The following is a 14,654-nucleotide window of genomic DNA, read 5'->3' as shown; positions in this document are numbered from 1 at the left end:
GAAAAGGAGGTAAATACCAATCGACGGCATTTACCTCCTTTTCGTTTATAATAATCGACAGAAAAAACAGACTTTGTTTTAAAGGACCAAATCTGTAGCCTCTAATCCTTGAAATCTATACTCAATTCGCCAGTACCTAAAAGATTGTAACTCATGCGATGATATGGAGTGACTCCAAATTCCCTGATGGCAGCACGATGTTTCTTGGTAGGATAACCCTTGTTGCCTTTCCAGTCGTACTGCGGATATTCTTCTGCCAGCGCATCCATGTAATCATCACGATAGGTCTTGGCAAGGATGCTTGCCGCAGCAATTGCCAGATACTTGCCGTCTCCCTTTACGATGGTTGTATAAGGCAAATCCTTATAAGGCTTAAACCGGTTACCATCCACGATGACAGCCTCTGGACGAACCTTGAGCTGGTCCAGGGCACGGTGCATAGCCAGGAAACTGGCGTTGAGAATATTGATTTTATCGATTTCTTCAGGCGTAACAATGCCCACAGCCCAAGCTACGGCATCACGCTCTATCTGCTCACGGAGCGCCTTGCGCTTCTTGTCGGTGAGCTTCTTACTGTCGTTCAAATCGGCATTCTGATAATTAGGAGGAAGAATGACGGCTGCAGCATAGACGCTACCCGCCAAGCATCCACGGCCAGCCTCATCACAGCCAGCCTCTATCATATCCTTATAATAATGACTTTCCAACATATTATTTATTCTTGATGATACATCATATTATTAAAGCAAAGGCTTCAAGCCTTCCCATTTCACATTCCAATTGCCATCCTGCGGGAATCCCGGATTAGGATGAATACTGCCGTCCCAGCCGGCACACATCATGGCTACAGCCATCAACAAACCGCCATTGCCAGGAAGATAAAGGCGCAAACGGGCATCCTGATAGTTATGACCGCTTACCAAATAGGTATTCTTCTGCTGGTGCATCAGTAAAGCACCTACTGCATTCTCAGGTTCTCCCATGCGGGCAGCTCCCATTGCCATCATCGGATAATCCCAGCCCCAGGAAGTATTCCACTTCCAGTTCTTCCAAATCCATTGCTCGGTCTTCTTCATCTTGGCAAAATCAATCATTCTACTATTATATGGGAACAGACCGATGGCACCCATCACGGCTGGATGATCACTGAACATGCGAACCTTGGTATAGGTATCAGGCTCGGTCTCTGCAGCAAGGTATAAACTGTCCTTGGATGCAAGAGGAGAGATCTTGGCAATGATATCGTCCCAATGAGCATCACGAGCCTTACCCAGTCGTTCACGCCATTCCTGCGCAATCTTCAAGGCACAATGCCACTGACTGAGCTCGAATGGAGAATTAACGGTTGTAGCGGCAGGTAAGGTTTCCTGGGCAGCAATACAACCGCGAAGAATATAACGGTCTTTCTCCTTATCATATTCTGCAAAGTCGCCCATAAATTCTGCTGTTTCATCGACAAGTTTCGCATATTTCTGCAAGATGGCAGGCGAAGGATTGGCACGATAAAGCAATTCTGCCAGATAAATGAGGTGTGGCTGTTGCCAAATCAGGAAACTTCCTACACTTGATGGAGCCTCACCAGCACCAGGATCGGTCATCTTCATCCATCTTACTCCCTTGAATCCCTGTCGCTGGGCTATCTTGCGGGCATTCGGCTCTGCCTTGAAATACCAGGATAAAGAACGCTCCAACAATTCAGGATGTCCCCACAAGGCAAATTGTGCCTGATGCCAGAGAATCATCTCCAAATGGAACTTGCCAAACCAGGAATTATAAGTAAGACCGGTTTCCTGTGGAGGAGTGTCACCTGCATCCTGAATAGCCAGCAGGTATTGGCTCAACACTACACGGCGCTCCATCTCCTGAGCACGAGGATCCTTACACTGTCCGAAATCCACCATTGCTCCCTTCTGCCAATAGCTATTCCAATAAGCCTTGGCTGCATCCGCAACCTCAGCAAAAGTCTTGCTCTCAGAAGATAACTGCTCTGCATATTCACAGGTCAATTTCAAGTCAGCAGACTTTGACTGCAGCTGATAGAAATTCTTGCCTTTCTGCTTGAGTTTGGCTATACCCTGCCATCTCAATATCACGAAATAGACGGTTTCATCGATAGTTCGTTTCAATACGGCAGAATTCTTATCTTGTGAAACAAGCATTGTGGAATGAAGATGATCTTTATTCCAATCGCAAGCATCGTCACAATGACCGCCTGTAGGATAAGCAAAACGGATATCAAATGCGATAGGACCTTTGGACTGGACGTGAGTAGCAATCATATCCAGCTCAGGATGACAAGTGGTCTCCACCTGATAAGCACGACCATGATAAATAAAGCTGCTCTTAATCATTCCATCCCACATGTCCAAAATTTGGTTAACCTGCTGTATATTCTTAGGATCAGCCCCCAGAGAAAGTCCCAATGTACCCAAATGCAGACGATGAGGATTGACACGATACCAATCTCCTGCTGCCTTCTTTCTCTTATCTTCCTTTATCTGGGTAGCGTATGGCTCCTTTCTTCCCCTTCCGTAATCATAATAACGCCAACTTTCTTCCTGTTTATAATTCTCAGGATTGGTAAACGAATGCCAGCCCCAATCGCTCATCGTACCCAAAGGAACGCCCTTGGAATAAGACTTAGGGAATGACTGAAGACCTGTTCCATCTACAGTCATGGCAAAGCCACCATTACCCACAGACAAGGAATTCAGCGAATCCATCGTCACCACATGAGGATTATTCCTCTCTACTACTTGTTTTCTATCAATATTCTGAGCTGAAAGGCTCAAGGAAATCAACAGAAAAGTACTTAATAATATTCTTTTCATTTGTTTGTTTTTAGGTTGTTTATTTTAATATAAAAACAATAATTCCCCAATTCCATCATAGAAATGGGGAATCATTATATATAAAAGCTTTTAGAACATCTGAGAAACGCGTTTTACGCCTGCTACAAGCGCATCAACCTCCTCCTTGGTATTGTACAAGGCAAAGCTGGCACGAACAGTTCCCAGAATGCCATAACGGTCCATCAAAGGCTGAGCACAATGATGACCGGTACGGACAGCAATGCCCAGACGATCGAGCAATGTTCCCATGTCCATGTGATGAATATCACCAACCAAAAAGCTGACAACGGCATCTTTGCCCTCCTGCTCACCAAAAAGTCTGATTCCATCGATAGTTCGCATCTGCTCCATGCAGTAACGGGTCAATTCCTGCTCATGCTTGGCAATGTTATCCATGCCGAGTGCAGAGACATAATCGATGGCCTTTGCCAGACCATGGGTAGCTACATAATCAGGAGTACCAGCCTCAAACTTGAATGGCAACTTCTCGAAAGTAGTCTTCTCGAAACTTACGCTCTCTATCATTTCACCACCTCCCTGATAAGGAGGCAACTTGTCGAGCCATTCTTCCTTGCCATAAAGCACACCGATACCGGTAGGACCATAGATTTTATGACCGCTGAAAGCGAAGAAATCGCAATCCATGTCCTGCACATCCACAGCAAAGTGAGGAGTACTCTGAGCGCCATCCACCATCACAGGCACACCGTGCTCATGGGCAATCTTAATCATCTTTTTTACCGGATTCACCGTACCGAGCACGTTGCTCACTTGGGCTATGCTCACGATTTTGGTGCGTTCGGTAAATAAATTGGTGAATTCATCGAGGTTAATCTCACCTTTATCATTGATAGGAATCACACGGATGGCGATTCCCTTCTTGGCAGCCTGCAACTGCCAAGGCACGATATTGGAATGATGCTCCATGGTAGAGATAATCACCTCGTCGCCCTCGCTCATAAATGCATCGCAGAACGATGAAACCACAAGATTCAGACTCTCTGTAGTACCTCGGGTGAAGATGATTTCCTCAACCTTCGGCGCATTGATAAACTTGCGCACAGTCTCACGGGCTGCTTCATGAAGATCGGTAGCCTGCTGAGAGAGATAGTGCACACCACGATGCACATTGGCATTCACATTGAGATACTCGTCGCGCATGGCATCGAGTACGCACAATGGCTTCTGTGTAGTTGCCGCATTATCCAAATACACCAATAGCTTATCATATACCGTTCTCGATAAAATCGGGAAATCTGCTCTTACTTGATTGATATCATACATAGTTTTAAGAACTTAGCTCCTTTAAAAGGATATTATCTACTTGCAAAGCTTGCAACCCTCGCACTTATTGAGTTCACCACGGAATCGCTTCTCTACGAGATGATGCAGGCGATCGCGCAATGGCTCCAGCTCCATCTTGTCGATGACTTCGTTGATAAATGCAAACTGAAGGAGCAACTTAGCCTCCTCACGGCTCACACCACGCTGCTGCATATAGAACAGGGCGGCATCGTTGAGCTGACCTACAGTACTACCGTGTGCACACTTCACATCGTCGGCATAAATCTCCAGCATCGGCTGGGTGAACATGCGGGCAGTCTTCGTAGCACAGAGGTTCTGGTTAGTTTCCTGCGAAGTGGTCTTCTGGGCACCATGACGAACCAGCACTCTGCCGGCAAAAGCACCACGTGCCTCACCATCGAGCACATACTTATAAAGTTCGTTGCTGGTACAATGACCCACCTGATGATCAATGAGCGTATTGTTATCTACCACCTGGTTCTTATCGGCAATCACACAACCATTGCAGAAGCATTCGGCTCCCTCGCCCTTGAACACGAGGTCGAGTCGGTTGCGGGTGATACCATTATGAAGGGTGATGACGTTATGGTTTACACGGCTGTTAGCCTGCTGCTCAATATACACGTTGCTGACACGGCGGTTCTTGTAATGAGTCTCCTCCAGGCAATAGAGGTCGAGACTGGCATTCTCGCCTACGAATGCCTCGATAACCTGGGTTGCGAGGAAGTTCTTGTCATCGGCTGCATGGTCACAGAAGAGGAACTTAGCCTCAGCACCCTGTTCCATCACGATGAGTACACGTCGGTTTACCATCAAATCAACATCCGAACGGAGAATATTGATGACCTGAATAGTTCGCTCTACCTTTACATTCTTTGGAACATAAATCAGCAAGCCATCCTGTGCCAGGAATGTATTCAATGCGGTGATGCCATCTTCGTCGGTTTTGGCAATCTTAGCGTAGTATTTCCCGATGAATTCAGGGCTTTCTGCAGCAATCTTGCTCAAAGAATCCACGATTACGCCCTCCGGAAGCTCTACTTTAGGCAATGCTTTGTTATAAAAAGCATCGTTTACCACGAAGTAGAGCGAAGTGCTCAGATTAGGCACATCGCAGCGGAAAGCTTCGTATGGATCTACCGGAATTTCCAGACGGTTCAAGTTCAAGCCATAATCTGGCTCGAAGATGGCGCTCATATCTGTGTACTTGTATCTTTCTACCTTTCGGGAAGGGAAGCCCAGGCGACGGAAGTCCTCAAACGCAGCATCGCGCACCGCATTGAGCATCTCAGCACTGTTCTTCTTGATTATTCTCGAAGAAGACTGATACAAGTCTAAATATTGTTTTTCTGAAAGCATAGCCATCCTCCTTATTATTTCTCATCTACTTCAGCCTTGATCCAGTCGTAGCCACGAGCCTCAATCTCCTTGGCAAGTTCAGGACCGGCTGTCTTCACGATTCTACCCTTATAGAGAACGTGAACCACACTTGGCTTAATCATATCGAGCAGACGATCGTAGTGAGTGATGACAATGGCAGAAGTCTTGTCGGTATGCATCTTGTTCACACCATCAGCCACGATACGCATCGCATCCACATCGAGACCTGAGTCGGTTTCATCGAGGATAGAGAGCTTTGGCTCCAGCATAGCCATCTGGAAAATCTCGTTGCGCTTCTTCTCACCACCCGAGAAACCTTCGTTTACAGAACGGCGAGCCAACTTGCTGTCCAATTCCACCAACTCGCGCTTCTCACGCATCAGCTTCATGAATTCGCTTGTATTCAATGGTTCCAAACCCTGATACACACGCTTGGCATTGATAGCCGCACGCATGAAGTTGGTCATGGATACGCCAGGAATTTCTACTGGATACTGGAAAGAGAGGAACAAGCCTTCACGGGCACGGTCCTCTGGCTTCATATCCAGAAGGTTCTTGCCGTTGAAGATAGCCTCGCCCTCTGTTACTGTATAAAGAGGGTTACCTGTGAGCACAGCGCTCAAGGTTGACTTACCGGAACCATTAGGTCCCATGATAGCATGTATCTCACCATCGTTGATAGTCAGGTTGATACCTTTCAATATTTCTTTGCCTGCAATAGTAGCATGCAGATTCTTTACCTCTAACATAATTTTAGTCAATTTTTATCGATTTCATCGAGAATTATGATAACTATCCTACGGTTCCTTCGAGTGAAACACTCAGGAGTTTCTGTGCCTCAACGGCAAACTCCATAGGCAACTTGTTGAGCACGTCCTTGGCATAACCGTTTACGATTAAGCCGACAGCCTCCTCGGTAGGAATGCCTCGCTGATTACAATAGAAGAGCTGGTCTTCTGAAATCTTCGAGGTAGTTGCCTCATGCTCGAACACGGCTGTGTCGTTATGGGCATCCATATATGGGAAGGTATGCGCTCCACAATCGCTGCCCAGCAACAAAGAGTCGCAGGAACTATAGTTGCGTGCATTGTCGGCATTGGATGTGGCACGAACCAATCCACGATAGGAATTCTGGCTATGTCCTGCCGAAATACCCTTAGAGATGATGGTACTCTTGGTGTTCTTACCCATGTGAATCATCTTGGTACCGGTATCAGCCTCCTGATAGTTGTTGGTAACAGCCACACTGTAGAACTCAGCTACAGAGTTGTCGCCACGCAAGATGCAGGAAGGATACTTCCAGGTAATCGCAGAACCCGTCTCTACCTGAGTCCAGCTCAACTTAGAGTTCACACCACGCAAGTCGCCTCGCTTGGTTACCAGGTTCAGCACACCACCCTTACCATGCTCATCACCAGGATACCAGTTCTGAACAGTAGAGTATTTCACCTCAGCATTGTCCTTGACAATTATCTCGACAATAGCCGCATGAAGCTGATTCTCATCACGCATTGGCGCTGTACATCCCTCCAGGTAAGAAACGTAAGCATCATCATCAGCGATAATCAATGTACGCTCAAACTGACCGGTGTTACGGGCATTGATGCGGAAGTAACTGCTCAACTCCATCGGACAGCGGACGCCCTTAGGAATATAAACGAATGAGCCATCACTGAATACGCAACTGTTCAAGGCTGCATAAAAGTTATCACGATAAGGAACCACGGTTCCCAGATACTCTCTTACCAAATCAGGATGCTCCTTCACAGCCTCACCGATACTGCAGAAGATGACACCTTTCTCACGGAGTTTCTCCTTGAAGGTAGTCTTTACCGACACAGAGTCCATGATGGCATCTACGGCGGTACCGCTCAAAGCCAGACGCTCCTCCAGAGGAATACCGAGTTTATCGAATGTCTTCTCCAACTCAGGATCAATCTCCTTGTTCTTCGGCTTCTTTGCCAAAGGGTCAGCATAGTATGAAATCTCCTGGTAGTCAATAGGTGGCACGTGAACGTGTCCCCACTTTGGCTCCTTGAGCGTCTTCCAGTAATTGTAGGCTTTCAGACGAAATTCGAGCATCCAGTCTGGCTCTCCCTTCTTCTGCGAGATCAGGCGCACAACATCCTCGTTGAGACCCTTTTCTATGATTTCAGTATGTACATCGGTGGTAAAACCATACTCGTATTTCTGGTCTATCACATCCTTGACAACCTGATTCTGTTCTTTCTCTATTTCTGCCATTTTATTTAGAATAACCTTTCGTTATTTTAACCCTAAATAGGGATAAGCCGCTGAGGACTCATCCCTACCTTATTATATATAGGATAGAGCGAAAAGACAAATGAATTCTTCACTCTTCGTTCTTCACTCTTCACTTTATTAAAGTTTCTGCTCTACCTCGATCTCAGTGAAAGTCTCGATAACGTCGCCTTCCTGGATATCGTTGTAGTTGACGAGGCTCAAACCGCACTCCATACCGGTAACCACCTCCTTGACATCGTCCTTGTAACGCTTCAAGGCACCGATTTCTGCAGTACGGATTACGATACCGTCACGGATGACGCGAGCCTTATCCTTAGCGTGTACCTTACCCTCGGTAACAAGACCACCGGCAATAGTACCCACCTTGGAAATCTTGAAGGTCTGCTTAACCTCAACCTGACCGGTAACGATTTCCTTCTTCACCTTGTCGAGCATACCTACCATCACGCTCTTGATATCGTCGATAGCATCGTAGATGATAGAGTATGTGTTGATTTCAACACCCTCACGGTCGGCAGCCTTGCGAGCATCGGCAGATGGACGAACCTGGAAACCAACGATGACTGCATCTGAAGCAGATGCCAGCATCACGTCGTTCTCTGAAATCTGACCTACTGCCTTGTTGACAACGTTCACCTGAACCTTCTCGGTAGAAAGCTTGATGAATGAGTCGCTCAATGCCTCAACAGAACCATCGGTATCACCCTTTACGATGACGTTCAACTCGTGGAACTCACCACGTGCGATACGGTGAGAGATATCACCCAAGGTCAAGCGCTTCTGAGTACGCAAGCCCTGTTCACGCTGCAACTGCTCACGCTTGTTGGCGATTTCGCGAGCCTCCTGCTCTGTCTCGATTACGTGGAACTGGTCACCTGCTGTAGGCGCACCATTCAAACCGAGGATGATAGCTGGCTCTGCAGGAGCCGCTGACTTGATATTGGCATTACGCTCATTGAACATCGCCTTCACACGCCCCCAAGAAGTACCGGCGAGAACAATATCACCAACCTTCAAGGTACCATTGGCAACCAATACGGTAGAAACATATCCACGACCCTTGTCAAGTGAAGACTCAATGATGGTACCTGTGGCACGACGGTTAGGGTTAGCCTTCAAGTCGAGCATATCAGCCTCGAGGAGCACCTTGTCGAGCAAATCGTGAACACCGATACCCTTCTTGGCACTGATTTCCTGGCACTGATACTTACCACCCCACTCCTCAACGAGCAGGTTCATGTTAGCCAAGTCCTCACGGATACGGTCTGGATTAGCCCCTGGCTTATCAATCTTGTTGATAGCGAATACCATTGGCACACCGGCAGCCTGAGCATGGGCGATAGCCTCCTTGGTAGTAGGCATCACGGAGTCATCGGCTGCGATGATGATGATGGCGATATCGGTAGCCTGAGCACCACGGGCACGCATGGCGGTAAACGCCTCGTGACCTGGAGTATCAAGGAATGTAACCTTGCGACCGCTGTTCAGAGTCACACTGTAGGCACCGATATGCTGGGTAATACCACCCGCCTCACCGGCAATCACATTGGTATTGCGGATATAGTCGAGCAAAGAGGTCTTACCATGATCTACGTGACCCATCACGGTTACGATTGGAGCACGAGGAACCAAGTCGTTCTCATCATCCTCTTCCTCGCTCACGGCTTCCTGAACCTCTGCACTTACGTATTCTGTCTTGAAGCCGAACTCCTCAGCCACCATGTTGATGGTTTCAGCATCCAGACGCTGGTTGATAGAAACCATGATACCTACACCCATCAGGGTAGAGATAACCTGAGTAACGCTGATATCCATCATCGTAGCCAACTCGCTAACGGTAACGAACTCAGTGAGCTTCAGGGTCTTGCTTTCCTTCTGCTCCTGACGAGCCTGATCCTGCAACTTCTCCTGAACAGCCTCACGCTTCTCCTTACGATACTTAGCACCCTTCTTGTTCTGGCTCTTGCTGGTCAAACGGGCAAGAGTCTCCTTAACCTGGCGTGCTACAGCCTCGTCGTCCACCTCAATCTGGCGCTGGTTGCCGCGGTTGTTGTTATTGCCCTTATTATTATTGTTATTATTATTTCTGTTCTTGTTTCTGTTCTTTTTGTTGCCACCATTATTACCTCTATTCTGGCCATTACCACCATCGCCATTATTATTCTTTGCTTCGGCATTGATGTCAACACGCTCTTTGTTAATACGAACACGCTTCTTACGCTCGCTGTGCTGCTGAGCCAATTTTTCCTCACGTTCCTTACGGCGCTCCTCCTTAGACTTCTTCTTAGGACGAGTGCTCTGATTCAAAGAAGAAAGGTCAATCTTACCTAACACCTTAGGTTCGTTAGAAGACATTTTCTTCTCACTTTTCAAAGTAAAGACACTAGAGCCCCCTAAAGCTACAGCAGTCTGATCCTGCTGAGTCTTGTTATCTACCTTAGAAGGTTGGTTGTCTCCCTTGTGATGTGCAGCTTTCTGCTGATTATGGCCATTCTGCAGCCCCTTAGATTCATGCGATTTTGCCTGTTGTGTTTTTTGCTGATTCTCCTGTTTCATATTCTGTTTATGTTGAGAGACATTCTGTTGTCTCTTCTCATCCTTATTTTCAGCCTTTACTATCTCTTTATTAGGCGCAGGACTGACGGCAGCAGTCTCTTGCTCATGCACCTCTGGCTTATCAGCAACAGACTGAACAGCAGATTTCTTACCGAGACTATCCAAGTCGATCTTGCCCAGCGGCTTATACTGCTGTCTGCCCGACTCCAATACGTTCTCGGAACGATTGTCCTTCTGTTCTGGCGCACGTTTCTTATCCTTAGTTTTTTTGGTAAAGAGCTTCTCTGCCTGATCACGAACTTCCTTATCTTTGCTAAAGGCATCATTCAATGCCTGATACTGCTCATCGCTGATTTTGAAGCTCGGTTCAGCCTTCACCTCTCCCAGTTCTTTTTTATTTTCAAGGAATTCAACTGCCGTTTGAAGACCTATATTTAATTCACGTAGTGCTTTATTTAATCTGATGCTCATATATATTTATTTATCTCCTATTTAATTTAATTAGATTCCCAGCAAGCACTAGCAAGCTAGGGAATTATTGTTCGAATTCGGTACGCAATACATTGATGACATTGTCGACAGTCTCTTCCTCCAAATCTGCCTTCTCAATCAACAAGTTGCGTGGAGCATTGAGTACTTGCTTAGCTGTATCGAGACCAATGCCCTTGATGGCATCAATCACCCACTGGTCAATCTCATCAGAGAATTCATCCAAGTAGATATCCTCATCAGCTTCATTATCATCCACTTCGCGGAATACATCGATAGTATACTCTGTCAGCATGGAAGCCAACTTGATGTTCATACCGCCACGACCGATAGCCTTGCTCACCTGATCAGGCTTCAAGAACACTTCAGCCTTTTTGTTCTCATCATCGATGTTTACAGAAGTAATGGCTGCAGGAGCCAAAGCACGCTGAATGAACAGTTTGGCATTGTCAGTATAATTGACAACATCAAGATTCTCGTTGTTCAATTCACGTACGATACCGTGAACACGACTACCCTTCACACCGACACAAGCTCCAACTGGGTCGATACGCTCATCAAAGCTTTCAACAGCAATCTTTGCGCGTTCTCCAGGAAGGCGAGCAATACGACGGATAGCGATCAAGCCCTCTGCAATCTCAGGAACTTCAGCCTCCAACAAACGCTGCAAGAAAGCAGGAGCTGTACGGCTCAAGATAATCTTAGGATTATTGTTATCATTATCAACGCGGTCGATGACTGCACGAACGGTCTCGCCCTTACGATACATATCGCCAGGAATCTGCTCTGTCTTAGGCAAGATAAGTTCATTGTTCTCATCGTCTACGATAAGTACCTCACGCTTCCAAACCTGGTAAACCTCACCAGAAATGATCTGTCCTACACGATCCTTGTACTTATTGAAAAGAGAATCGTGTTCCAACTCAAGAATCTTAGAAGCCAAAGTCTGGCGAAGAGTCAAGATAGCACGGCGACCAAACTTATTGAAATCAACCTTCTCACTTACATCCTCACCTACCTCGTAGTCAGGCTCAATCTTGCGCGCCTCAGTAAGTGTTATTTCCTTATTTTCGTCCTCTACTTCACCGTCAGCAACAACAACACGATTGCGATAGATCTCGAAATCGCCCTTGTCAGGGTTAACGATAACATCGAAATTCTCATCACTACCGAAAATCTTAGCAAGAACGTTGCGGAAACTTTCCTCCAACACACTTACCAATGTAGTACGGTCGATATTCTTGGTTTCTTTAAACTCGCGGAATGTATCAATCATACTCGCTGTAATTTCCTGATCTTTTTTAGCCATAGCTTATTTAAAACTGATTAAATATTTTGTATACTTTACTTTATCCATTTGATAAACGTGGTCAACCTCCTGCTTAACAGGACGTTTTTTTCCCTCAACCTTTACCTTTTCCTCTACGCCTACTGTGAAATCATTTCCGTCCACAGCTTTCAAGATGCCCTTTACTTTGACACCATCAGCATCAAGCACCTCTACCTCCTTACCAACGAAGTTGATATACTGCTGTGGAACCTTGAATGGTTGACCAAGACCAGCAGAACCAACTTCCAGTTCATAATCTTCCTCATTACGACTCAAGCGTTCCTCAATATATCTACTGAGGGCAACACAATCCTCAATCCACACACCATCAGCATGGTCTATCTCTACCACGATTCGATTGTCCGGACTGATTTCAACGCTAACCAAGAAATATTCCTTATCTTGGAGCCATTCTTCAACTAATTTTTTAACGACGTTTTTATCAATCATAAATACCTTATTAAAATAAAATGAGGAACTCATTCGAGCCCCTCATTCCACTGAACGTTTGCAAAATTACGAATATTTTCGAAATTCTCCAAAGATTTTCCTGTTTTTTATTCATAACCTGCGCATTTTTAATTGATTGTGCAGGTTTTTATACTTATTTTTTCACTGGATGCAGTATTTTTTCGTATTCTTCAGGTGATTGAAGCAACTTCATAGCAGCCTTCACCTGCTTATCGTAACGTAAAGAATTCTGTATGGCTCCTGCCTGGAAATAGTAAGCTGCCACTATCTCGTTTTCCAAAAGCTGCTTGATATATGTCTTGTTGTAATCCAGATCTTTTGCCACATTGTGACTCAGCTTTTTCTTCAATGCTTCAAACTCGGGCTTGGCATCATCGTAATAGCCCTCAAACTTAGCCAGTTTCTCCAAATCCTTCAGATACTTTTCCGTCTCACGGTCGTACTTAAAATCTGCCTTTAGTACACGAGCCTTAAACTCATCATAATCAGCATCGGTAAGAGCAAAGTCTTTAGCTGGTGCAATGGTAGGATGCTTGGCAATATAATCTACCTCATAATTGAGCATCACCTCGTTACTATCACGGGCACCAGCCAGATAAAATGCAATATTAGGCAACGAATCCGGCTTCACTTCCACATCAGGCTTAACACCACCACCGTCACGCACCTTTCTGCCTCCGGCGGTATAGAAAACCTTGGTAAGAGAATCTGGAACGTGCTCCACATAACCGCCCTTAGCATGCTTGTAGTTGAGCGCCTGCACACATCTGCCACTAGGAATGTAATACTTAGCAGTGGTCAACTTCATCTGACCATTATATGGCAAATCCATGGTTGACTGTACCAATCCCTTTCCATACGTGCGCGTACCTAATATAACTGCACGATCATAGTCCTGTAAGCTACCACTCATGATTTCACTGGCACTCGCCGTATTGTTGCTTACCAACACAACCATTGGCATCAGAGAGTCAACAGGTTCAACCTTGGTCTTATATACATTATTGGAACGCTGCAACTTACCCTTCATCTCCAACACAGTCTTTCCCTTCGGCAAGAACATATTGATAATATTCACAGCCTCACTTACAGAACCACCTACATTGGTACGAAGGTCAAAAATAAGACTCTTAGCCCCCTGCTTTTTCAAATCGATGAAGGCACGACGCACATCCTTGGCGCAATTATCTGTAAAGGAATTGAAGTTGATATAGCCGATACCACCCTCCAACATACCGTAATAAGGAAGGAACGGCATCTGGATGGTACGGCGAGTAACCTTTACCTTGAGAATCTTGCCTGTACTTGGTCGCTTTACCTTCAATATGAAAGACGTACCAGGATCACCACGAAGATGGTCGCTCACATAACTCACATCCTTGTCGGTCATACTCTCATCATCGATACTCAAGATAATATCCCCCTTCTTCAATCCTGCCTCAGCAGCCGGCATATTCTCATATGGTTCGCTGATACAGACACGCTGTAACTGAAAGTTATAGCGTATCACAGCACCCACACCCGCATATTTACCGGTGAGCATATTTTTCAACTCATTGACTTTCGATTCCGGATAGTATGTGGTATAAGGATCAAGACTTCCCAACATCGCCTTGACACCATTGCCTACCACTTCTTCCGCATCGAGCGTATCCACGTACATCAAATCAAGATTCTTATAAATGGCATTGAATATATCCATGTTCTTCGCCACTTTAAAATCGTGATCCTTATCTATTTGTGCATAAGTTGGCGCTGCAAGGAGCACCATAAGCAATGAAATCAATAGTTTTTTCATCATTATTTTATTGTATTATATATTCGCCCACAAAATTACTCATTTCTTCTTGAAAACCGCCATCTTTGATGCAAAAAGTAGTGAAAACTGCTCAAAAATGCACTTTTTTAAGAAAAAAATAAAAAAAGTTAGAGAAAAATTTGGTTGAATGAAGAAAAGTTAGTACTTTTGCACACGCAAATAAGGAACGTTATGTTCTTGATGCAAA

Annotated in this window: 10 protein-coding genes; all 10 read right to left on the bottom strand. The window is 45.6% G+C overall.

Features of this window, described 5'->3' with window-relative positions:
* Positions 1–101: 101 nt before the first annotated feature.
* Entirely contained in the window at positions 102–710 is a 609-nt protein-coding gene (locus ACQRBJ_RS13535) for a ribonuclease HII (RefSeq protein WP_294700346.1), read from the bottom strand.
* Positions 711–740: 30 nt separating this feature from the next.
* Positions 741–2,831: a hypothetical protein gene (locus ACQRBJ_RS13530; RefSeq protein ID WP_445303913.1), complete on the bottom strand. Its 2,091-nt coding sequence runs from the start codon at positions 2,829–2,831 to the stop codon at positions 741–743.
* Between the two features lie 90 nt (positions 2,832–2,921).
* Positions 2,922–4,136, bottom strand: a complete 1,215-nt coding sequence (locus ACQRBJ_RS13525) for a cysteine desulfurase (RefSeq protein WP_445303912.1) — start codon at positions 4,134–4,136, stop codon at positions 2,922–2,924.
* 36 nt (positions 4,137–4,172) lie between these two features.
* The gene (gene sufD / locus ACQRBJ_RS13520; protein ID WP_441931971.1) at positions 4,173–5,516 is read right to left on the bottom strand and encodes a Fe-S cluster assembly protein SufD; all 1,344 of its coding nucleotides are present in this window, start codon (positions 5,514–5,516) and stop codon (positions 4,173–4,175) included.
* 14 nt (positions 5,517–5,530) lie between these two features.
* Entirely contained in the window at positions 5,531–6,286 is a 756-nt protein-coding gene (gene sufC, locus ACQRBJ_RS13515) for a Fe-S cluster assembly ATPase SufC (protein ID WP_441936310.1), read from the bottom strand.
* Between the two features lie 43 nt (positions 6,287–6,329).
* Positions 6,330–7,781 carry a Fe-S cluster assembly protein SufB gene (gene sufB / locus ACQRBJ_RS13510; RefSeq protein WP_022120773.1) on the bottom strand — a complete coding sequence of 484 codons (1,452 nt, stop codon included), beginning with the start codon at positions 7,779–7,781 and terminating at the stop codon, positions 6,330–6,332.
* Positions 7,782–7,919: 138 nt separating this feature from the next.
* Positions 7,920–10,829 (bottom strand): translation initiation factor IF-2, encoded by a 2,910-nt coding sequence (gene infB, locus ACQRBJ_RS13505; RefSeq protein ID WP_441936312.1) that lies wholly within the window; start codon positions 10,827–10,829, stop codon positions 7,920–7,922.
* Between the two features lie 64 nt (positions 10,830–10,893).
* The gene (gene nusA / locus ACQRBJ_RS13500; RefSeq protein ID WP_153122273.1) at positions 10,894–12,156 is read right to left on the bottom strand and encodes a transcription termination factor NusA; all 1,263 of its coding nucleotides are present in this window, start codon (positions 12,154–12,156) and stop codon (positions 10,894–10,896) included.
* Positions 12,157–12,159: 3 nt separating this feature from the next.
* Positions 12,160–12,627, bottom strand: coding sequence for a ribosome assembly cofactor RimP (rimP, locus tag ACQRBJ_RS13495; RefSeq protein WP_294968781.1), 468 nt, complete (start codon positions 12,625–12,627; stop codon positions 12,160–12,162).
* Between the two features lie 154 nt (positions 12,628–12,781).
* Complete coding sequence (locus ACQRBJ_RS13490) at positions 12,782–14,446, bottom strand: S41 family peptidase (protein ID WP_295346388.1); 1,665 nt, start codon at positions 14,444–14,446, stop codon at positions 12,782–12,784.
* Positions 14,447–14,654 lie beyond the last annotated feature (208 nt).

It is taken from the genome of Prevotella sp. SGI.167, assembly GCF_050313615.1.
In the GTDB taxonomy this organism is placed as follows: Bacteria; Bacteroidota; Bacteroidia; order Bacteroidales; family Bacteroidaceae; genus Prevotella.
This window is presented reverse-complemented; position numbering and strand designations above follow the sequence as displayed.

Coding starts and splice junctions, on each gene's coding strand:
- ACQRBJ_RS13535 (WP_294700346.1), bottom strand. CDS start 710: ATGTTGGAAAGTCATTATTATAAGGATATGATAGAGGCTGGCTGTGAT.
- ACQRBJ_RS13530 (WP_445303913.1), bottom strand. CDS start 2,831: ATGAAAAGAATATTATTAAGTACTTTTCTGTTGATTTCCTTGAGCCTT.
- ACQRBJ_RS13525 (WP_445303912.1), bottom strand. CDS start 4,136: ATGTATGATATCAATCAAGTAAGAGCAGATTTCCCGATTTTATCGAGA.
- sufD (WP_441931971.1), bottom strand. CDS start 5,516: ATGCTTTCAGAAAAACAATATTTAGACTTGTATCAGTCTTCTTCGAGA.
- sufC (WP_441936310.1), bottom strand. CDS start 6,286: ATGTTAGAGGTAAAGAATCTGCATGCTACTATTGCAGGCAAAGAAATA.
- sufB (WP_022120773.1), bottom strand. CDS start 7,781: ATGGCAGAAATAGAGAAAGAACAGAATCAGGTTGTCAAGGATGTGATA.
- infB (WP_441936312.1), bottom strand. CDS start 10,829: ATGAGCATCAGATTAAATAAAGCACTACGTGAATTAAATATAGGTCTT.
- nusA (WP_153122273.1), bottom strand. CDS start 12,156: ATGGCTAAAAAAGATCAGGAAATTACAGCGAGTATGATTGATACATTC.
- rimP (WP_294968781.1), bottom strand. CDS start 12,627: ATGATTGATAAAAACGTCGTTAAAAAATTAGTTGAAGAATGGCTCCAA.
- ACQRBJ_RS13490 (WP_295346388.1), bottom strand. CDS start 14,446: ATGAAAAAACTATTGATTTCATTGCTTATGGTGCTCCTTGCAGCGCCA.